The 20,876-nt window shown below is 63.3% G+C and carries 19 protein-coding genes; 17 read left to right on the forward strand and 2 right to left on the reverse strand.

The genetic code is table 11. The features are described 5' to 3' along the window. Window positions 1-1,023 carry a flagellar motor protein MotB gene (gene motB / locus VXM67_RS04740; RefSeq protein ID WP_023378458.1) on the forward strand — a complete coding sequence of 341 codons (1,023 nt, stop codon included), beginning with the start codon at window positions 1-3 and terminating at the stop codon, window positions 1,021-1,023. A 35-nt stretch (window positions 1,024-1,058) separates the two neighbouring features. Here motB and rsgA read toward each other — a convergent pair whose 3' ends face one another. Beyond that, window positions 1,059-2,090, reverse strand: a complete 1,032-nt coding sequence (rsgA, locus tag VXM67_RS04745; RefSeq protein ID WP_023378459.1) for a small ribosomal subunit biogenesis GTPase RsgA — start codon at window positions 2,088-2,090, stop codon at window positions 1,059-1,061. A 146-nt stretch (window positions 2,091-2,236) separates the two neighbouring features. Here rsgA and orn point away from each other — a divergent pair, with 146 nt between their 5' ends. Both orn and VXM67_RS04755 read left to right on the forward strand, forming a co-directional pair. After that, window positions 2,237-2,779, forward strand: a complete 543-nt coding sequence (gene orn, locus VXM67_RS04750) for an oligoribonuclease (RefSeq protein ID WP_023378460.1) — start codon at window positions 2,237-2,239, stop codon at window positions 2,777-2,779. Window positions 2,780-2,870: 91 nt separating this feature from the next. Continuing rightward, on the forward strand, window positions 2,871-3,482 hold the full coding sequence (locus VXM67_RS04755) for a trimeric intracellular cation channel family protein (protein ID WP_023378461.1): 612 nt from the start codon (window positions 2,871-2,873) through the stop codon (window positions 3,480-3,482). 151 nt (window positions 3,483-3,633) lie between these two features. On the opposite strand, the gene queG is transcribed toward VXM67_RS04755, so the two are convergent. Beyond that, complete coding sequence (gene queG, locus VXM67_RS04760) at window positions 3,634-4,698, reverse strand: tRNA epoxyqueuosine(34) reductase QueG (RefSeq protein WP_023378462.1); 1,065 nt, start codon at window positions 4,696-4,698, stop codon at window positions 3,634-3,636. Between the two features lie 65 nt (window positions 4,699-4,763). Here queG and VXM67_RS04765 point away from each other — a divergent pair, with 65 nt between their 5' ends. The 14 genes from VXM67_RS04765 (at window position 4,764) to VXM67_RS04830 (ending at window position 20,848) form a co-directional block, all read left to right on the forward strand. Beyond that, window positions 4,764-5,624 (forward strand): NAD(P)H-hydrate dehydratase, encoded by an 861-nt coding sequence (locus VXM67_RS04765; RefSeq protein WP_023378463.1) that lies wholly within the window; start codon window positions 4,764-4,766, stop codon window positions 5,622-5,624. Beyond that, on the forward strand, window positions 5,612-6,085 hold the full coding sequence (tsaE, locus tag VXM67_RS04770) for a tRNA (adenosine(37)-N6)-threonylcarbamoyltransferase complex ATPase subunit type 1 TsaE (RefSeq protein WP_023378464.1): 474 nt from the start codon (window positions 5,612-5,614) through the stop codon (window positions 6,083-6,085). Before VXM67_RS04765 ends, tsaE begins: the two co-directional genes overlap by 13 nt. 11 nt (window positions 6,086-6,096) lie before the next feature. Then, complete coding sequence (locus VXM67_RS04775) at window positions 6,097-7,524, forward strand: N-acetylmuramoyl-L-alanine amidase (protein ID WP_023378465.1); 1,428 nt, start codon at window positions 6,097-6,099, stop codon at window positions 7,522-7,524. Beyond that, window positions 7,521-9,428 carry a DNA mismatch repair endonuclease MutL gene (gene mutL / locus VXM67_RS04780; RefSeq protein ID WP_367237527.1) on the forward strand — a complete coding sequence of 636 codons (1,908 nt, stop codon included), beginning with the start codon at window positions 7,521-7,523 and terminating at the stop codon, window positions 9,426-9,428. The genes VXM67_RS04775 and mutL overlap by 4 nt, the downstream gene beginning before the upstream one ends. 1 nt (window position 9,429) lies before the next feature. Beyond that, the gene (gene miaA, locus VXM67_RS04785; protein WP_023378467.1) at window positions 9,430-10,401 is read left to right on the forward strand and encodes a tRNA (adenosine(37)-N6)-dimethylallyltransferase MiaA; all 972 of its coding nucleotides are present in this window, start codon (window positions 9,430-9,432) and stop codon (window positions 10,399-10,401) included. Between the two features lie 94 nt (window positions 10,402-10,495). Beyond that, window positions 10,496-10,756: an RNA chaperone Hfq gene (gene hfq, locus VXM67_RS04790; protein ID WP_003258160.1), complete on the forward strand. Its 261-nt coding sequence runs from the start codon at window positions 10,496-10,498 to the stop codon at window positions 10,754-10,756. A gap of 12 nt (window positions 10,757-10,768) precedes the next feature. After that, window positions 10,769-12,070, forward strand: coding sequence for a ribosome rescue GTPase HflX (gene hflX, locus VXM67_RS04795; RefSeq protein WP_023378468.1), 1,302 nt, complete (start codon window positions 10,769-10,771; stop codon window positions 12,068-12,070). Between the two features lie 96 nt (window positions 12,071-12,166). Further along, window positions 12,167-13,339: an FtsH protease activity modulator HflK gene (gene hflK / locus VXM67_RS04800; RefSeq protein WP_023378469.1), complete on the forward strand. Its 1,173-nt coding sequence runs from the start codon at window positions 12,167-12,169 to the stop codon at window positions 13,337-13,339. After that, window positions 13,339-14,208 (forward strand): protease modulator HflC, encoded by an 870-nt coding sequence (gene hflC, locus VXM67_RS04805; protein WP_023378470.1) that lies wholly within the window; start codon window positions 13,339-13,341, stop codon window positions 14,206-14,208. The genes hflK and hflC overlap by 1 nt, the downstream gene beginning before the upstream one ends. Window positions 14,209-14,509: 301 nt before the next feature. Then, the gene (locus VXM67_RS04810) at window positions 14,510-15,697 is read left to right on the forward strand and encodes an ATP phosphoribosyltransferase regulatory subunit (protein ID WP_023378471.1); all 1,188 of its coding nucleotides are present in this window, start codon (window positions 14,510-14,512) and stop codon (window positions 15,695-15,697) included. 55 nt (window positions 15,698-15,752) lie between these two features. Then, entirely contained in the window at window positions 15,753-17,045 is a 1,293-nt protein-coding gene (locus tag VXM67_RS04815) for an adenylosuccinate synthase (protein ID WP_023378472.1), read from the forward strand. 262 nt (window positions 17,046-17,307) lie between these two features. After that, window positions 17,308-19,242 (forward strand): methyl-accepting chemotaxis protein, encoded by a 1,935-nt coding sequence (locus VXM67_RS04820; RefSeq protein WP_023378473.1) that lies wholly within the window; start codon window positions 17,308-17,310, stop codon window positions 19,240-19,242. A 178-nt stretch (window positions 19,243-19,420) separates the two neighbouring features. Continuing rightward, window positions 19,421-20,134 (forward strand): autoinducer binding domain-containing protein, encoded by a 714-nt coding sequence (locus VXM67_RS04825; protein ID WP_023378474.1) that lies wholly within the window; start codon window positions 19,421-19,423, stop codon window positions 20,132-20,134. A gap of 93 nt (window positions 20,135-20,227) precedes the next feature. Then, window positions 20,228-20,848 (forward strand): acyl-homoserine-lactone synthase, encoded by a 621-nt coding sequence (locus tag VXM67_RS04830; protein WP_049818839.1) that lies wholly within the window; start codon window positions 20,228-20,230, stop codon window positions 20,846-20,848. Window positions 20,849-20,876: the final 28 nt, after the last annotated feature.

Below are 20,876 nucleotides of genomic sequence, written 5' to 3' on the forward strand. Positions count from 1 at the left end.
ATGGAAAACAACCAGCCGATAATCATCAAGCGCGTCAAGCGCTACGGCGGCGGTCACCATGGCGGCGCCTGGAAGATCGCCTTCGCCGACTTCGCCACGGCGATGATGGCGTTCTTCCTGGTGTTGTGGTTGCTGTCTACCGCCACGCCCGAGCAGAAACTCGCCATCGCCGGTTATTTCAAGGACCCGATCGGATTCACCGAAAGCGGCACACCCTTCATCATCGACTTGGGTGGTTCGCCGCAGTTGGCTCCGGAAAAGACCATCAACCCGGAGCAAAAATCCGAGCCTACACCTGATACCAGCATTCAGCTGAACGAAGACCAGGTGCAAACCATGGCCGAGCAGGTGGAGCGCGAGCGCCTCGAACTGCTGCTGCAGGAGTTGCAGAACAAAGTCGAGGAGAACCCGCAGCTGCAGAAGTTCAAGGACCAGATTCTCTTCGAGATCACCCAGGACGGCTTGCGTATCCAGATCATGGACGCCGAGAACCGCCCGATGTTCGACCTGGGCAGCGCACGCCTGCAGCCGTACTTCGAAGATATCCTGCTGGCCATGGCTGACACCATCAAGGCGGTGCCTAACAAGATCAGCATCAGCGGTCACACCGATGCCAAGCCTTATGCCGGTACCGGCGAGTTCGGCAACTGGGAGCTTTCGGCCAACCGAGCCAATGCGGCGCGCCGTGCACTTGTCGCAGGCGGCTACCCGGATGAGCAGGTGGCGCGGGTAGTAGGCTATGCCTCATCGTCGCTGTTCGATCGCAAGAACCCGTTCAACCCGGTCAACCGGCGTATCGACATCATCGTGCTGACGAAAAAGGCCCAACGCACCATCGAGGGTGAGCAAGGTACACCGGAGACGCCGCCTGCCGAGACGCCCGCGCCCGCAGCGCCTGGAGCACCCGGAGCATCGGCGGCGCCGGCGCCGACCGAGGCACCGATGCAGCCGCGTGAGCTACGGCAGAAGCTGAACATCTTCGAAGACGGTGTGTTGAAGATGGACGAGGCCAAGGACCAGTAGCCGGTCAGGGCCGCTTTGCGGCCCATTGCCGAGGCTCAGTAACTGTCTTCGGGCAAACTGGCGATGATCGAGCGGTAGCTGTTCATCCGCTGCTGCTTGATGCGCCCATCCTCCAGCGCCTTGAGCAGTGCGCAACCCGGCTCGCGATCATGCTTGCAGTCGCGGAAGCGGCACGTCCCGAACAGGTCGCGAAACTCGATGAATCCATCCTCGACATCGTTGCGGCTGACGTGACCCAGGCCGAACTCACGGATCCCCGGTGAGTCGATCAGGTCGCCGCCGTTGGGGAAGTGGTACAGCCGTGCGGTAGTGGTGGTGTGGGTGCCTTGGCCCGACCACTCCGACAGATCGCCGACGCGGGTGCTGGCCTCGGGCAGCAGGCTGTTGACCAGCGAAGACTTGCCAACCCCGGATTGACCGACGAACACGCTGATGTGCTCGTTCAGCATCTGCTGCAGGCGTTGCATGCCATCGCCGTGATGCGCCGAAACCTCAAGCAGCGGGTAGCCCAGGTCGCGGTAGACCTCGAGCAGCGCATGCAGCGCCGGGCCGTTCTCTTCGTTGATGAGGTCGGCCTTGTTCAGCAGCAGCAGCGGGCGAATACCGGCGTGCTCGGCGGCCACCAGGTAGCGGTCGATCAGGTTGGGGTGCGGTTCGGGCGCCGGGGCGAAGACGATCACGATCAAGTCGACGTTGGCCGCCACCGGTTTGAGCTGGCCATGGTTGTTCGGTCGGCACAGCTCGGTACTGCGGGGCATCTGCGCGACGATCACGCCGATGCCTTGGTTGCCTGCACGCCAGACTACGCGGTCGCCGGTCACCAGCGCTGGCAGGTTGGCCCGCAGGTGGCAGCGAAACACCTGGCCGGCAACCTCGCCGTCCTGGGCCTCGACCTCGACTTGTACGCCGAAGTGGGCGATCACCAGGCCCAATTGCTCCGGCCCCAGGTCGCCGCCCTCCAGCTCCTGCAGGACATGCTGCTCGCGTTTGGCGGCGCGAGCGGCGCGCTCGTTCTGGATTTTTTCGATGCGCCAGTTCTGGCGGCGGTTGAGCTGGCGTTTGGCCATGAAGGTTCCGTGTTGGCGGTGCACAAAAGAAAACGGCACGCAGTTTAGCATGCCGGGCGACGGACCATTCTCGTTACCTTTGCGCTTCGAATGCATCGGTCAGCCCCGCTAGGCTACTATGACGGCCTATACGAGGAGCCCCTTTCATGCAGAACCCACAGAACCTGATCTGGATCGATCTGGAAATGACCGGCCTGGATCCGGACAACGACGTCATCATCGAGATGGCCACCATCGTTACCGACAGCGACCTGAACACCTTGGCCGAAGGCCCGGTGATCGCCATCCACCACAGTGACGAAGTGCTGGCGCGCATGGACGAATGGAACACTCGCACCCACGGTGCCTCGGGGCTGACCCAGCGCGTGCGCGAGAGCAGTATCAGCATGGCCGAGGCCGAGGCGCAGACCATCGCTTTCCTCGAACAGTGGGTGCCCAAAGGCAAGTCGCCGATCTGCGGCAACAGCATCTGTCAGGACCGCCGTTTCCTTTACCGGCACATGCGCGAGCTGGAAAACTACTTCCACTACCGCAACCTTGACGTCTCGACCCTCAAGGAGTTGGCCGCACGCTGGGCGCCTAACGTGCGCGACAGCTTCAAGAAGGGCGGAACCCATCTGGCGCTGGACGATATCCGCGAATCGATCGCCGAATTGCGCCACTATCGCGAGCACTTCATCAAGGTTTGAGCCGTGAGGGTGCAGATATTGTCTGCACGCCCTCTTTTGGTGCCCTTGGCAACTGGTTAGACTGCGCGCCTTTTTCGCAGGGACCTGCACCATGTTGTTGATGCTCTATCTCATTGCCATCACCGCAGAAGCCATGACCGGCGCCTTGTCCGCCGGTCGACGTGGCATGGACTGGTTTGGCGTGGTGCTGATCGCCTGCGTCACGGCCCTTGGGGGCGGCTCGGTGCGTGATGTCTTGCTTGGCCATTATCCGTTGACCTGGGTGAAGCACCCGGAGTACCTGGTGCTGACCAGCTGCGCTGCGCTGCTGACGATTTTCATCGCGCCGATGATGCGTCGCCTGCGCTCGTTGTTCCTGGTGCTCGATGCGCTGGGGCTGGTGGCCTTTACCCTGATTGGCTGCATGACGGCGCTGGAGATGGGGCAGGGGATGCTGGTGGCCTCGATCAGCGGAGTGATCACCGGGGTGTTTGGCGGGATCTTGCGGGATATCTTCTGCAACGATATTCCGCTGGTGTTCCGTCGGGAGCTGTATGCCAGTGTGTCGTTCGCGGCGGCTTGGTTCTACCTGGGGTGCGTGCATTTCCAGGTGCCAGCGGAGCAGGCCATGCTACTGACCTTGTTCGGTGGGTTCCTGTTGCGCTTGCTGGCAATCAGGTTCCATTGGGAAATGCCCAAGTTTCACTATAACGACCAGCAGTAAGAGCGGGCTGCGACGGGCAGTAATGCCAGTGGTTCGAATGGGCCTGAGATCGCGGTAGGCGCGAGCGTTGCTCGCGATACGCCCGCGCGGGCGGCGCTCGATCTCCCACGCACTGAACGCTGCGAGACGACCCCGCCAGCTTCGACCTCCTCTACAGCGCTCCATGCCGCCCCAGCGCCCATTCCACGTGCTCGCGCACCAGCGCCGAAGGGTCGTCCCGGCGCGCCTTCAACGCTTCCAGCACCGGAATCGTCGTCGGCGCATTGCCCAACCCCACCGCCAGGTTGCGCAGCCAGCGCTCGTACCCGGCGCGGCGCAATGGCCCTCCTTCGGTCTTGTGCAGGAAGGTCCTCTCGTCCCACAGGAACATCTCGGCCAGTTCGCTGTTCTCCAGCCCGTGTCGAGGCATGAAGTCGTCCTCGCGGGTGTGGCTGGCGAATCGGTTCCACGGGCAGACGATCTGGCAGTCGTCGCAACCGAATACCCGGTTGCCGATCATCGCGCGCAGTTCCACCGGAATGGCACCCTTGAGCTCGATGGTCAGGTAGGAGATACAGCGCCTGGCATCCAGCACGTAGGGCCCCACGAACGCCTGGGTCGGACAGATGTCCAGGCATGCCTGGCAGCGTCCGCAGTGCTCGCTGGTGTGGGCTTCGTCCACCGGTAACGGCAGGTCGACGAACAGTTCGGCGAGGAAGAAGTAGCTTCCGGCCTTGCGGTTGAGCAGCAGGGTGTTCTTGCCAATCCAGCCAAGCCCGGCCTGTTCGGCAATGGCCTTTTCCAGCACCGGGGCACTGTCGACGAAGGCGCGATAGCCGAAGGGGCCGATCACCTCCTGGATGCGGTCGGCCAGATGCTGCACGCGCTTGCGCACCAGCTTGTGGTAGTCGCGGCCCAGGGCGTAGCGCGAGACGTAGGCTTTTTCCGGCTGGGCCAGGCGCTGGGCCATCTGGGTATCGCCGGGCAGGTAGTCCATGCGCAGCGACACCACCCGAAGGGTGCCAGGAATCAGCTGGTCGGGGTGCGAGCGCTTGCTGCCGTGGGTCGCCAGGTAGTCCATCTCGCCCTGGTAGCCTGCATCCAGCCAGCGCTGCAGGTGCTGTTCGTGCTCGCCAAGGTCGACGCCGGCGATGCCAACGTGGGCAAAACCGAGTTCGCGGCCGAAATCCTTGATCGATTGGGCCAGTGCGGCGAGGTCAGGTTTGGAGACAGGCATGGATGGGTAAGGCAATACAGGCTCAGGTGCGTATAATTCTGCCAGACATTGGAGCCTTTGACCCCATGCCCCAGACCAAACAACCCGGCAATGCCCCGCTGCGACTCGACCGCGAGACCGTCGCGGGCCTGCCTGCACGTTCTGCACAGGCTCACAAAGGCGATTTTGGCCACGTGCTGGTGGTGGGCGGCGACCTCGGCACCGGGGGCGCCGTGTTGCTCAGTGCCGAGGCGGCATTGCGCTGTGGTGCCGGGCTGGTCAGTGTGGCCACCCGTCCCGAGCACGTTGCAGCGGGCCTGGCTCGGCTGCCCGAGGTGATGTGCCTTGGGGTGAGTTCGGCGAACCAACTGGTGAGCGTGCTGGAGCGGGCGTCGGTGCTGGTTGTCGGCCCAGGCCTCGGGCAGGCTGCCTGGGGACGCAGCCTGCTGTCTGCGGTAGCCAATGCCGATCAACCTCAGGTGTGGGATGCCGATGCCCTGAATCTGCTGGCACGCACGCCTTTGGCCTTGCCCAGCGGGAGCATCCTTACCCCACACCCTGGTGAGGCTGCGCGTCTGCTGGGTATTTCCACCGAGGCGGTGCAGGCGGATCGACCTGGGGCGGCGCGTAAGCTGGCTCGCCGCTATGCCAGTGTGTGCGTGCTCAAGGGGGCGGGCTCACTGGTAGCCGACCCATCAGGGCGGTTGGCATTGTGTGAGCGTGGTCATCCGGCGATGGCCGGAGCAGGCCTCGGCGATGTGTTGACCGGCGTGCTGGGGGCATTGCTGGCCCAGGGGCAGGATGCTTGGCGTGCAGCCTGCCTCGGCGTATGGCTGCATGCTTGCGCGGGTGAGCGTCTGGGCGTCGAAGGTAGAGGCTTGGCGGCCAGTGATCTGGCGCCGGTCATTCGTGAGTTGTTGGAGGAGCATTCTGCGTGTCAGGCATAACCCTTTTTCTGGCCGATGAAGAGGCCATGGTCGCCTTTGGTGCGAAGCTGGCTGGAGTGACCGGCGGTCACGGCGTGATCTTTCTCGAAGGCGACCTGGGCGCGGGCAAGACCACGCTGTCGCGGGGCCTGATTCGCGGCCTGGGCCATACGGGGGCAGTGAAAAGCCCCACGTTCACCGTGGTCGAGCCCTACGAAATCGGTGATGTGCGCGCCTTCCATTTCGACCTGTACCGCCTGGTCGATCCTGAAGAGCTCGAGTTCATGGGGATTCGTGACTATTTCGAAGGTGACCCGTTGTGTCTGTTCGAGTGGCCACAAAAGGGTGCGGGCGTTTTGCCAAAGCCTGACCTGACCATTACCATAAGCCCCCAAGCGGGCGGACGCTCGCTGAACCTGTCGCCGCAGGGGGCTCGCGGCGAGGCATGGTGCCTGGCACTGGCCAAAGACTATAAACAGTAAGTGGGGTAGGTATGCGCATACGCGCACTGGTCGCCGTGGTAGGGCTGCTGCTGACAGCGGTGACCGTTGACGCTCTGGCCGTCACACAAGTCAAGAGCATGCGCCTGTGGCGCGCGCCGGACAACACGCGGCTGGTCTTCGACCTGTCTGGCCCCGTGCAGCACAGCGTCTTCACCTTGAGCGCTCCGGATCGCCTGGTCATCGACATCAACGGTGCGACCTTGGCCGCGCCGCTGAACGTCTCCACGTCCAATACGCCGATCAGCAGCGTGCGTTCCGCCCAGCGGACCCCCACCGACCTGCGCGTGGTGGTCGACCTGAAGAAGTCGGTCACGCCAAAGAGCTTCACCCTGGCGCCCAATGCCCAGTATGGCAACCGCCTGGTGGTCGACCTGTACGACCAGGAAGCCGATGCCGTTGCTGCCAGCACGCCAGCCGCGCCGCCAGCACAGGCGCCTGCGACCACCCCTGCGGTCCCAGTAACCCCAGCCCAGCCGGCCATCAAGTTGCCGCCGGTGCCCAGTGGCAAGCGCGATATCGTGGTTGCCATCGACGCCGGCCACGGTGGCGAAGACCCGGGGGCTTCGGGTTCGCGTGGTCAGCACGAGAAAGACATCGTGCTGCAGATCGCCAAGGAGCTGCAGCGCCAGATCAATACCGAGAAGGGCTACCGCGCCGAGCTGACCCGCACCGGCGACTACTTCATTCCGCTGCGTAAACGCACCGAGATTGCCCGTAAGAAAGGCGCAGACCTGTTCATTTCTATCCACGCCGATGCCGCGCCGTCCCGTGCCGCCTTCGGTGCCTCGGTGTTCGCGTTGTCCGATCGAGGTGCCACTTCCGAGACTGCCCGCTGGCTGGCGGACACGGAAAACCGCTCCGACCTGATCGGTGGTGCGGGCAACGTCAGTCTGGACGACAAGGACCGCATGCTGGCCGGAGTGCTGCTCGACCTGTCGATGACCGCCACGCTCAGCTCGAGTCTCAATGTCGGCCAGAAGGTGCTGGGCAACATGGGACGGGTCACTTCCCTGCACAAACAGCGGGTCGAGCAGGCCGGGTTCATGGTGTTGAAGTCACCTGATATCCCGTCGATCCTCGTGGAAACCGGGTTCATCTCCAACAACAACGAAGCTGCCAAACTGGCCACCGCCAGCCACCAGCAAGCCCTGGCGCGCTCGATCCATACCGGCGTACGCCAGTACTTCCAGCAGAACCCGCCACCTGGCACCTACATCGCCTGGCTGCGCGACAGTGGCAAGATCGCCCAGGGCCCGCGTGAACATACCGTGCGTCCCGGCGAAACATTGGCGATGATCGCCGTGCGCTACCAGGTCAGCGTGGCCAGCCTGCGCAGCAGCAACAGCCTCAAGAGCGATGAGCTGAAGGTCGGCCAGCACCTCGATATCCCCGCCACCACCCTGGCCTCTCAGCAATGAGTGGGGGCTCGCGCATTCAGCTGCTCAGCCCGCGGCTGGCCAACCAGATCGCTGCGGGCGAGGTGGTCGAGCGCCCTGCTTCGGTGGCCAAGGAACTGCTGGAAAACAGCCTTGACTCGGGCGCACGTCGCATCGATGTCGAAGTGGAGCAGGGCGGGGTCAAGTTGCTGCGGGTCCGCGACGACGGTGGCGGTATCTCCGCCGACGACCTGCCGCTGGCCCTGGCTCGACACGCCACCAGCAAGATCCGCGAACTGGAAGACCTTGAAGGTGTATTGAGCCTCGGTTTCCGTGGCGAGGCACTGGCGTCGATCAGTTCGGTGGCGCGGCTGACCCTCACCTCGCGCACTGCCGATGCCACCGAAGCCTGGCAGGTCGAAACCGAGGGGCGGGACATGACCCCGCGCGTACAGCCTGCCGCGCACCCGGTCGGCACTTCGGTAGAGGTGCGCGACCTGTTCTTCAATACCCCGGCCCGACGTAAGTTCCTCAAGGCCGAGAAAACCGAATTCGATCATCTGCAGGAAGTCATCCGACGCCTTGCGCTGGCGCGATTTGACGTGGGTTTCCACCTGCGCCACAACGGCAAGAGCATCCTCAGCCTGCACGAGGCCCACGACGAGGTTGCGCGGGCGCGACGGGTCGGCGCCATTTGTGGGCCGGGGTTCCTGGAGCAGGCACTGCCGATCGACGTCGAGCGCAACGGTTTGCGTCTGTGGGGTTGGGTCGGACTGCCCACGTTCTCGCGCAGCCAGGCCGACTTGCAGTACTTCTTCGTCAATGGCCGCGCGGTGCGCGACAAGCTGGTCGCCCACGCGGTGCGCCAAGCCTACCGCGACGTGCTGTTCAATGGCCGGCACCCGACCTTCGTGCTGTTCCTGGAGCTGGAGCCCAACGGCGTCGACGTCAACGTGCACCCGACCAAGCACGAAGTGCGGTTCCGCGAAGGGCGCATGGTGCACGACTTCCTGTACGGCACCTTGCACCGGGCCTTGGCCGATGTGCGTCCGGAAGACCAGCTGGCGGCACCGGCCCCTGCGGCGGAAATCGTCCGTCCCAGTGGTCTGCAGGCGGGAGAGTTCGGCCCGCAGGGCGAAATGCGCCTGGCCTCGCCAGTGCTCGAGCAGCCCCAGGCCGAGCCGCGTTCCTATTCCAGTACTGGCAGTGGCGGTAACGGTGCCGGTTACCAGTACTCGTATACGCCGCGCCCGTCCCAGCCGGTACCGGCTGCCGAGGCGCAAGCGGTCTATCGCGAGTTCTACGCGCCGTTGGGCGGCACCACCGGCGCGCCAGTATCGCTGCCTGAGGGCAAGGGTGACATTCCGCCCCTCGGTTACGCCCTGGCGCAGTTGAAGGGCATTTACATCCTCGCCGAGAACGCGGTCGGCCTAGTGTTGGTGGACATGCACGCCGCCCATGAGCGGATCATGTATGAACGCCTCAAGGTGGCCATGGCCAGCGAGGGGCTCAGTGGCCAGCCGTTGCTCGTGCCTGAGACGCTGGCCTTGAGCCAGCGAGAAGCCGACTGCGCCGAAGAGCACGCCCAATGGTTCCAGCGACTGGGTTTCGAATTGCAGCGCCTGGGCCCCGAGACCCTGGCGATCAGGCAGATTCCGGCACTGCTCAAGCAGGCCGAGGCCAACCGTCTGGTGCAGGACGTGCTCGCTGACCTGATGGAGTATGGCACCAGTGACCGTATCCAGGCGCACCTGAACGAACTGCTGGGCACCATGGCCTGCCACGGCGCGGTGCGCGCCAACCGGCGCCTGGCCATCCCAGAGATGAACGCCCTGCTGCGCGACATGGAAAACACCGAGCGCAGCGGGCAGTGCAACCATGGCCGACCCACCTGGACCCAGATGGGCCTGGACGACCTGGACAAACTTTTCCTGCGCGGTCGATGACATGAGCGGCAAGCCTCCAGCGATTTTTCTCATGGGCCCGACAGCGGCCGGCAAGACCGACCTCGCCATCGAGCTGACCAAGGTGCTGCCGTGCGAACTGATCAGCGTCGATTCGGCGCTGGTCTATCGCGGCATGGACATTGGTACCGCCAAGCCTTCCAAAGAGGTGTTGGCCGCCCATCCGCACCGGCTTATCGATATTCTCGATCCGGCTGAAAGCTATTCGGCGGCGCATTTCTGTCGTGATGCCCTGGAGGCCATGGCCGAGATTACCGCGCGCGGCAAGATCCCACTGCTGGTCGGTGGCACCATGCTCTACTACAAGGCCTTGGTCGAAGGGTTGGCTGATATGCCCGCCTCGGACACCGCGGTACGCGCAGAACTCGAAGCCTTGGCCAACGAACAGGGCCTCGGCCAATTGCACCGCCAATTGGCCGAGGTCGACCCGGAATCGGCAGCGCGTATTCACCCCAATGACCCTCAGCGGCTGATTCGCGCCCTGGAGGTTTACCGAGTCAGTGGCGAGACAATGACGGCACATCGCCAGCGTCAATACGCGGAAAGTCGCGCCGCAGACGCAGGCGCGGGCGGGCATTTGCCCTATACTGTCGCGAGTTTGGCGATAGCTCCTACAGATCGTCACATTTTGCATCGGCGAATTGCGCTACGATTTTCGCAGATGCTGGAACAGGGCTTCGTCGACGAGGTCCGATCGCTGCGAGCCAGAAGTGACTTGCACGCCGGACTGCCGTCTATACGGGCAGTGGGGTATCGGCAGGTCTGGGATTACCTCGATGGCCAGCTGACTGAGAATGAGATGCGCGAACGCGGTATCATTGCCACCAGGCAGCTGGCCAAGCGGCAGTTCACCTGGTTGCGAGGCTGGAACGATGTCCATTGGCTCGACAGCCTGGCCTGCGACAATCTGTCCCGCACCTTGAAATACCTGGGGACCGTCTCCATATTGAGCTGAGTCCCTGCTCATTGCCGTCTATTCTTGCGATGGGGCGGCAGAATTTATTGATTTTTCTGATTTTCTACTATTGATCCTTACAGGAGTGCGGCATATGTCAAAAGGGCATTCGCTACAAGACCCTTACTTGAACACCTTGAGAAAAGAAAAGGTCCCGGTTTCCATCTACCTGGTAAACGGTATCAAGCTGCAGGGCTCGATCGAATCTTTCGACCAGTTCGTGGTACTGCTGAAGAACACCGTCAGCCAGATGGTCTACAAGCACGCCATTTCGACCGTGGTTCCAGCCCGTCCGGTTCGCCTGCCAAGCCCGTCCGATTCCGAACACGGCGACAGCGAGCCAGGCAACGCCTGATAGGAGCCTGCATTGTTCTTTGAGCGCCACGGTGGTGGTGAGCGGGCACTGCTCGTTCACTTGGAAGGTCAGAACCCTGAGGCGCGCGAAGACCCGCAGGAGTTTCAGGAGCTGGCGCTGTCGGCCGGAGCGGATATCGTTTCGCTGGTTACAGTGGCAAGGCACCAGCCCACAGCCAAATACCTGATTGGCAGCGGCAAGGTCGAGGAATTGCGCGACCTGGTCAAAGCCGAGCAGGTAGACCTGGTGATTTTCAATCACACCCTCACGCCCAGTCAGGAGCGCAACCTCGAGCGAGTCTTCGAGTGTCGCGTGCTTGACCGTACCGGGCTGATCCTCGATATCTTCGCCCAACGGGCGCGTACCCATGAAGGGAAGCTGCAGGTCGAACTGGCCCAGCTCGAGCACATGAGCACGCGACTGGTGCGCGGCTGGACCCACCTCGAACGACAGAAAGGGGGTATCGGCCTTCGCGGTCCGGGTGAAACCCAGCTGGAAACCGACCGCCGCCTGTTGCGGGTTCGCCTGCGTCAGATCAAGGCGCGGCTGGAGAAGGTGCGCAGCCAGCGCGAGCAGGCCCGCCGTGGCCGCAAGCGCGCGGAAATCCCGTCGGTGTCGCTGGTGGGTTACACCAACGCCGGCAAATCCACCTTGTTCAACGCCCTGACCGCTTCCGAGGTCTATGCTGCCGACCAACTGTTCGCCACCCTCGACCCGACCTTGCGCCGTCTTGAACTGGACGACCTTGGGCCGATCGTGCTGGCCGATACCGTGGGCTTCATTCGTCATTTGCCGCACAAGCTGGTCGAGGCATTTCGGGCTACGCTCGAAGAGTCGAGCAACTCCGACCTGCTGTTGCATGTAATCGATGCCCATGAGCCAGAGCGCATGGAGCAGATCGAGCAGGTGCTGGCGGTTCTGGGCGAGATCGGTGCCGAAGGCTTGCCGATCCTCGAGGTCTATAACAAACTCGACCTGCTCGAAGATGTCGAGCCGCAGATCCAGCGCGATGCCGATGGCAAGCCGCAGCGGGTCTGGGTGTCGGCTCGTGATGGGCGTGGTCTGGAGCTGGTTGGCCAGGCGATTGCCGAGTTGCTGGGGGATGATCTGTTTGTCGGTACCCTTTGCCTGGAGCAACGTTTTGCCCGCTTGCGTGCGCAATTCTTCGCCCTGGGTGCCGTGCAAAGTGAAGAGCATGACGAAGAAGGGCGCAGCCTGCTGAGTATCCGGCTGTCCAAGGTCGAGTTGAATCGCCTGGTCAGCCGCGAAGGCATGGAGCCGCAAGTGTTTGTCGAGCAACACACTTTGCAATAAATGCCCGGTGAGGTCGTCGGGCAGCAGTGGCAGGCATTCTGTAGCATTGGACGGCGCGCCGTGGGCGCGTCTTTGCTTTATCAGATGGAGAGCGCTATGGCTTGGAACGAGCCGGGTGGCAACTCGAACAATCAGGATCCCTGGGGCGGCCGTCGCGGTGGCGGCGGTGGTGGCGACAAGAAAGGTCCGCCGGATCTGGACGAGGCCTTCCGCAAGCTGCAGGACAGCCTGAACGGCATGTTCGGCAGTGGCAAGAAACGCGGTGGTGACCGCAACGTCGGCAAAGGTGGAGGCCTGGGCCTGCTGGGCATAGGCCTGGCAGTACTGGCGGCCATCTGGCTGTACAGCGCCGTGTACGTGGTCGACGAGCAGGAGCAGGCCGTCGTGCTGCGCTTCGGCAAGTACTATGAAACGGTCGGTCCCGGCCTGAACATCTACTTCCCGCCCATCGATCGCAAGTTCATGGAAAACGTCACGCGTGAGCGTGCCTATACCAAGCAGGGCCAGATGCTGACCGAAGACGAGAACATCGTCGAGGTGCCGCTGACCGTCCAGTACAAGATCAGCAACCTGCAGGACTTCGTGCTCAACGTCGACCAGCCTGAGGTGAGCCTGCAGCACGCGACCGAAAGTGCCCTGCGCCATGTGGTGGGCTCCACCTCCATGGACCAGGTGCTGACCGAAGGTCGTGAGCAGATGGCCGTGGATATCCGCGAACGCCTGCAACGCTTCCTCGACACCTACCGTACCGGTATCACCGTTACCCAGGTCAACGTACAGAGCGCGGCAGCCCCGCGTGAAGTGCAGGAAGCCTTCGACGACGTGATCCGTGCCCGCGAGGACGAGCAACGTGCCCGCAACCAGGCTGAGTCCTACGCCAACGGCGTGGTGCCGGAAGCCCGTGGTCAGGCTCAGCGCATCATCGAGGATGCCAACGGCTATCGCGACGAAGTGATCGCCCGCGCCAAGGGTGAAGCCGACCGCTTCACCAAGCTGGTCGCCGAGTACCGCAAGGCACCTGACGTCACCCGTCAACGTCTGTACCTGGAAACCATGCAAGAGGTGTACAGCAACTCGAGCAAGGTCATGGTGGCAACCAAGGATGGGCAGAACAACCTGCTCTACCTGCCGTTGGACAAGATGGTCGAGGGCAGCCGCAATGCTGCCGCACCGGTCGGCAGCGTGCCTGCCTCGGTCAACGATGCCGCGTCGCGTGCGGTGCAGGACATGCAACAGCAACAGCCGCCGCGCACTAGGGAGAGCCGCTGATGAGCAATAAATCGCTGATCGCCCTGATCGCCGCTGTGGTGCTGGCCATCGTGGCCTGGAACAGCTTCTACATCGTGTCTCAGACCGAACGTGCGGTACTGCTGCGCTTCGGTAAGGTGGTCCAGGCGGATGTCCAGCCTGGTCTGCACGTGAAGATTCCGTATGTGAACCAGGTGCGCAAGTTCGACGCCCGCCTGATGACCCTCGACGCTCCGACCCAGCGGTTCCTGACCCTGGAGAAGAAGGCGGTGATGGTCGACGCCTACGCCAAGTGGCGCGTCAAGGATGCCGAGCGCTTCTACACGGCCACGTCCGGCATGAAGCAGATCGCCGACGAGCGTCTGTCGCGTCGTCTGGAGAGCGGCCTGCGTGACCAGTTCGGTAAGCGCACTCTGCACGAAGTGGTCTCCGGTGAGCGCGATGCGTTGATGGCTGACATCACCGCCTCGCTGAACCGCATGGCCAGCAAGGAGCTGGGTATCGAAGTCATCGACGTCCGCGTCAAGGCCATCGACCTGCCGAAGGAAGTCAACCGCAGCGTGTTCGACCGCATGAGCACCGAGCGTGAGCGTGAAGCCCGTGAACACCGCGCCAAAGGTAACGAATTGGCCGAAGGTATTCGCGCCGATGCCGACCGTCAGCGCCGTGTACTGCTGGCTGAAGCCTATCGCGAAGCTGAAGAGACCCGAGGTGATGGCGATGCCCAGGCGGCAGCCATCTACGCCAAGGCCTACACCCAGGACGCCGATTTCTATGCGTTCTACCGTAGCCTGCAGGCGTACCGCGAGAGCTTCTCCAGCAAGAGCGACGTGCTGGTCCTGGATCCGAAGAACGAGTTCTTCCGCTTCCTGGACAAGAGCAAGCCATGATGATCTGACCCCTTATCGGACCAGAAACCACCCCGCCTGGCAGCTAAAACACCAGTCGGGGTGCATCCTGAATGAAAAGGGGTGTATGATGCGGCAGCCGGGAAATTTCCCGGCTTTTTTGCGTCTGCAAGGTTGATTGGTCGAAGGCCAGTTGACGGTTTGGTCAGGACGCAAGGCAATTCGAGGGTATTGGCTACGGTGGTTGCGCTGGGATCGGTGCTGCCCGCTACTGTGCGCCAATACCTGCTTCACTGACGGCTAGCCACAGGCAGGCCGCCCGGACCAGAGGGGAAATGGCGTAATGGCAACGGTAGACCGCTGGCTGCTGCCAGATGGCATCGAGGAAGTACTGCCACCTGAGGCTGCGCGCATCGAGATCGCGCGTCGCCAGGTGTTGGACCTGTTCCAGAGTTGGGGCTACGAACTGGTCGTCACCCCACATATCGAGTACCTGGAGTCGCTGTTGACCGGCGCCGGCCAGGACCTGGATCAGCGCACCTTCAAAGTGGTCGACCCGCAGTCTGGCCGCCTGATGGGCTTCCGCGCCGACTTCACCCCGCAGGTAGCGCGCATCGACGCCCACACCCTGCGCCGTGAGGGCCCGAGCCGCCTGTGCTACGCCGGCAGCGTGCTGCATGCCCAGCCGCGTGCCCTGTCCACTTCGCGCAGCCCGATCCAGCTGGGCGCCGAGCTGTACGGTGATGCCAGCCCCACCAGTGATGTCGAGGTCATCAGCCTGATGCTCGCCACGCTGCAACTGGCCGATGTGCCGGATGTACACATGGACCTTGGCCACGTCGGTATTTACCGAGGTCTGGCCCGAGCCGCCGGCCTGTCCGGTGCGGTCGAGCAGCAGCTGTTCGATGCGCTGCAGCGCAAGGCGGTCGATGAAGTGCAGGCGCTCACCGCCGACTTGCCGAAAGACCTGGGCAACATGCTGCGTGCCCTGGTCGAGCTGTGCGGTGGTCGCGAAGTACTGGCCGAAGCCCGCGTGCGCCTGGGCCGTGCCCCGGCCAGCGTGCTGGCGGCGCTGGATGATCTGCTGGCGATCGCCGATCGCCTGGCGTCGCGCTACCCGGACTTGCCGCTGTACTTCGACCTTGGCGAGTTGCGCGGTTACCACTATCACACTGGCGTGGTGTTCGCGGTGTTCGTGCCTGGCGAGGGTCAATCGATCGCCCAGGGCGGCCGTTACGACGACATCGGCGCCGATTTTGGCCGGGCACGCCCTGCCACCGGTTTCTCCACGGATTTGAAGACCCTGGTCACACTGGGGCGAGCGGAGGTCGTATTGCCAACTGGCGGCATCTGGATGCCCGACAGTGGCGACGCGGCCCTCTGGCAGCAGGTCTGCCAGTTGCGCAACGAGGGCCAGCGTGTGGTCCAGGCCCTGCCTGGCCAGCCGTTGAGTGCTGCTCTCGAGGCGGATTGTGATCGGCAATTGATTCAGCAAGACGGGCGCTGGCAGGTACTGCCGCTGACCCAGTGAGATTCTTCGTCGGCGATGGCCGGCAACCAAGTTTGCGTGAATGAGGACAAGTGTTATGGGTAAGAATGTCGTCGTCCTGGGCACCCAGTGGGGTGATGAGGGCAAAGGCAAGATCGTCGATCTGCTGACCGAACATGCTGCCGCCGTAGTGCGCTACCAGGGCGGTCACAACGCGGGCCACACCCTGGTGATCAACGGTGAGAAAACCGTTTTGCACCTGATCCCTTCCGGTATCCTGCGTGAAGGCGTTCAGTGCCTGATCGGCAACGGCGTCGTCGTTGCTCCGGATGCCCTGATGCGTGAGATCACCAAGCTGGAAGAGAAGGGCGTGCCAGTGCGCGAGCGCCTGCGTATCAGCCCGGCTGCCCCGCTGATCCTGTCGTACCACGTGGCCCTGGACCAGGCTCGCGAAAAAGCCCGTGGCGAAGCCAAGATCGGCACTACCGGTCGTGGTATCGGCCCAGCGTACGAAGACAAAGTCGCCCGTCGCGGCCTGCGCGTCGGTGACCTGTTCCACCGTGAGCGTTTCGCCGCCAAGCTCGGTGAGCTGCTGGACTACCACAACTTCCAGCTGGTGAACTACTACAAAGAGCCGGCCATCGACTTCCAGCAGACCCTGGACGAGTGCATGGCCTACGCCGAGCAGCTCAAGCCGATGATGCTCGACGTGACCGCCGAACTGCACAACCTGCGTCGCGCCGGCAAGGACATCATGTTCGAAGGTGCCCAAGGTTCGCTGCTGGACATCGACCACGGCACTTACCCGTACGTCACCAGCTCCAACACCACCGCTGGCGGTATCTCCACCGGTTCCGGCGTTGGCCCGATGTACCTGGACTACATCCTGGGTATCACCAAGGCCTACACCACCCGTGTCGGTTCCGGTCCGTTCCCGACCGAGCTGTTCGACGAAACCGGCGCCACCCTGGCCAAGCGTGGCCATGAGTTCGGTTCCACCACCGGCCGTGCCCGTCGTTGCGGCTGGTTCGATGCCGTCATCCTGCGTCGCGCCATCGACGTCAACAGCATTTCGGGCATCTGCCTGACCAAGCTGGACGTACTGGATGGCCTGGAAACCATCAACATCTGCGTTGGCTACAAGAACGAGAATGGCGCCGTCATCGACGCACCGTCCGATGCCGACAGCTACATCGGCCTGGAGCCGGTGTACGAAGAGATGCCAGGCTGGAGCGAATCGACCTTGGGCGTGAAGACCCTGGAAGAGCTGCCACAAGCGGCGCGCAACTACATCAAGCGCATCGAGGAGCTGATTGGCGCGCCGATCGATATCATCTCCACTGGCCCGGACCGCAACGAGACCATCGTGCTGCGTCACCCGTTCGCCTGATCTGCCTTCCTGGCTGATCGAACGCCGCGGTCCTGAGAGGGACCGCGGCGTTTTCGTTCAGGGGGGCTGCGCAGGCCCTGGCGCGGGCGAACCCGCTCTTACTGAATCTCCATGGTTCCAGAAACCCGCGAAAGTGTCGGCCTGGACAATCCCTTGCTGGACCTTGGCGTATATCCCTGCTGCCCCCGGCACAACCCTTGCTGTAAGAAGCTTCTGTAGATGCCATCAGAATAATGGCGCCAGAAAACACGAGGGTTACACCGTGTCTGCCATCCTCTCACTGTTACGAAGCCGCCTCTTGCGGCCTGTGTTTGTTGCCCTTGGTATCGCTCTTTTGGTGCAGGTGCTGGTTGCCGTTGCGCTGACCCGGAGCACCGTTACAGCCTTGGAAGCCGATCTTGGGGAACGGCTGGGGGCTGACAGCAGGAAACTGGGTGCCGAACTGGAGCAAGCCGGCCAGGACGTTCGTTCCGGCCTTGAAAGCCTTTCGAGCAGCACCCGTCAGCGTCTGAGCGCTGGATTGTCCGAGCGGTTGCAAAGCGAGCAGCAACAACTGCGCGCCACTCTGGAAAAGAACCTCAAGGACTCCGCCAACGACATGGCCGAACTGCTGGCCTCGGTGGCACCGCGCGCCATCTGGGACAACGATGTGCCGATGCTTTCGGACTTCGCCCGACGGGCCCAGCGCAATCCCAACGTATTGTTCGTGATCTACGACGACGCCCAGGGCCAGCACCTGACGCGTTACCTCAATCGACAAAACCCCATCAACCAGGCCCTGATGGAGAAAGGGCAGGGTGAGCGAGCCTTGGACAAGGTGCTCGATGCTGCCCGTCGCGACCCGTCGGTGTATTTCGTCCAGGCATCGATCAACCCCAACGGCGCGGAAATCGGCAAAGTGCTGATGGGCGTCTCCACCGCTGGGGTCGACCAGGAGCTGAAGGCCCTCGACCAGCGCTTTGCAGCCCTGATTGCCAGTGGCGAGCAACTGGTGGGCGACAGCCTCGGTGCTGCGGCCGCCGACAGCGGAAAGACCCTGCGCGAGCGGCTGGAAACCGCCCAGAACAGCGCCACGGCCATGCAGGCCAACACGGCGCATACCGTGCGCGAGGCGGCGGCCGAGTTGCGTTGGCGCATTGGCCTGGGCCTGGTGCTCGTTGGTCTGGGGGTTCTGCTGGTGGTGGCGCTGGTGTTGGGTCGCCGGGTACTCAGCAAGCTGCGCCTGCTGATCGCAGCGCTCAATGACCTGGCGGCCGGTGAAGGCGACCTGACCAAGCGCGTCCCTCTCGACAGCCGTGATGAGATCGGCGACATGGCCTCGGCGGTGAACCGCTTCGTCGACAAATTGCAGCCCATCGTTCGCGAGGCCGGGGAGGTCGCGCAGCGTACCGGTGTGGAGATCGGCGCCATGGCCCAACGCAACGCGGGTGCCGATGCCGCCGCAGCCTTGCAGCGTGACGAGGTTGCGGCCAGCCTGCGCGACCTTTCCAGCATGGCAGACGAAGCCCAGGCGGAAAGCCACGCAATGCAGGCAGCGCTGCAACAGGTGGTGGACATTCGCCAGGCCACGGATGAGAACAGTCGCACCTCCTCGCAACTGGCGGGGCTGATCGAAAACCTTGCCGGCCAGGTCGATACCGGCTCCCAGGTGATCGAGCGGTTGGCCAAGCAGAGCGAGCAGATCGAAGTGGTGTTGACGGTCATTCATGGCATTGCCGAGCAGACCAATCTGCTTGCGCTCAATGCTGCCATCGAGGCCGCGCGGGCCGGTGAAACTGGGCGTGGCTTCGCCGTGGTGGCCGATGAGGTGAGGGCATTGGCGAGCAAGACACAAAGCTCCACCGGCGATATCCAGGCGCATATCGCTGCCTTGCAGAAAGGTGCCAAGGAGGCGGTGGCAACCATTGGCCAGGCAGGTGTGAAGGCCAGCGAAGGGCTGCTCGTGCTGCGTGACAGCGAGCGTCGCCAACAGTCGGTGCAAGCTGCGGTGGAGCAGGTGCACGCTGCGATTGGCCTGGCGACGCGTGCGGCTGAGCAGCAGGCCCATGGCGCGCAGGCAGTGCGGGGCCGGGTGGAGAACATTCATGCCCAAGCCGAACGCTCCGCTGAGGTGGTGATGCAGACCACTGCCAGCAGCAAGGTGCTGGACGAGCTGGCGGCGCAGTTGCGGGCGAGTTTGGGCCAGTTCAGGGCCTGATAACGGGCCGTTCGATCAGCGGCATTCGGGGCTTGGGAGGATAAATGCAGGGACGCGCCATCCGTTAGAAGATATCGAATTGATATTGCTCAATGCCGATGTCGACCAGATGGTCTAGACTCGCGCGCCACGTGAGCAGCAGGGCATGGACATGCTCTGGATTCAGGGAGGGAGAGCGATGATGCAATGGATGGGCGATGTGTTATCGGCGGCCTACGACGCGCAGGACGCGCAAGGGCTGCTGGACAGGATTCAGGCAGCGGCGCGGACCCTGGGGTTCGAGTACTGTGCTTACGGTCTGCGCGCTCCGCTGCCGGTGACCAAGCCCCGCGTGACGCTGCTCAGCACCTACAGCCGGACGTGGTGCGACCATTATCGACGATCGGGTTATCTGGCATTGGACCCTACCGTCCTGCACTGCCAGCAATCGGTTCAGCCGGTGGTCTGGGGGGATCGGGTTTTCCAGGATGCCCCGCAGCTCTGGGATGATGCCCGCAATGCCGGTTTGCGCCATGGCTGGGCTCAATCCTGCCTGGAGGGCCGCAACGCCGGCGGCATGCTGACCTTGGCCCGCTCCGCCGAAGCGTTGGGAGACTGTGAGCTGAGGTGTAACGAGGCGAAGATGCGCTGGCTGGCCAATGTCGCCCACCAGGGCTTCTCACGCTTGCTGTCGCCCACCTGGCAGCCCAACCCCGCCTCGCCATTGTCCAGCCGTGAGCGCGAAGTGCTGCGCTGGGCGGCCGATGGCAAGACGCTCAACGAAGTTGCCGACATCCTGGCCTTGTCGATCGAGACCGTGAAATTCCACACCCGCAATGCGGCGGTGAAGCTCGGCGCAGTCAACCGTACCGCTGCCGTGGCCCGGGCGGCCTTGCTGGGGTTGTTGGCCTGAGGGCAGGCCTGGACCTGCCAAATAGTGGAGTTTTCCGCCGTCAGCGCTTGAAGTCGAATACGCGTCCTTTCTCCCCAGGCAACAGGACGCGACATGGACATCGTCATTGGCACACGGCAGCAACTCGGGAGCGCCCGACTTGCGCAAATGGAGCGTTACCGCTATCGCGTCTTCGTCGACGAACTGGGTTGGGACCTGACCTGTGAGCCGCAGTGCGAACGCGATCAGTTCGACCACGACAACACGCTCTACCTGCTGGCCTGCAACGGGCGGGACGACATCGTCGGCACGGCGCGCCTGTTGCCGACCCATCGCCCCTATCTGCTCGACGAGGTGTTTCCACAACTGATGGCTGGCCAGGCGCTGCCGCACAGTGCCCAGGTCTGGGAGCTTTCCAGGTTCGCGGCGATGGATTTCGCCGGGCCAGGCCTGCGCGGGCGCGGGCAGTTCTCGTCCACGATTGCGGTGCAGCTGCTCGATGCGGTGTTGCGCTGCGCTGCCGGCCATGGGGCGCAACGATTGATCACCGTGTCACCCCTGGGCATCGAACGGCTGTTGCGACGGGCCGGTTATCGCTACCAGCGAGCGGCGGCCCCGGTACGTGTCGGCGCGCATTGGCTGTTCGCCTGCTGGCTCGACGTAGCCGCGCAGCCCTACACAATTGGTGAGGTTACAAAGGCCCCGGCCTGTCGTTCAATGCACCGCGCTGCCTGACTGGCCCCCTGCCTGTTGGCATCAACCC

This window comes from Pseudomonas sp. Rh2 (genome assembly GCF_040762985.1).
In the GTDB taxonomy this organism is placed as follows: Bacteria; Pseudomonadota; Gammaproteobacteria; order Pseudomonadales; family Pseudomonadaceae; genus Aquipseudomonas; species Aquipseudomonas taiwanensis.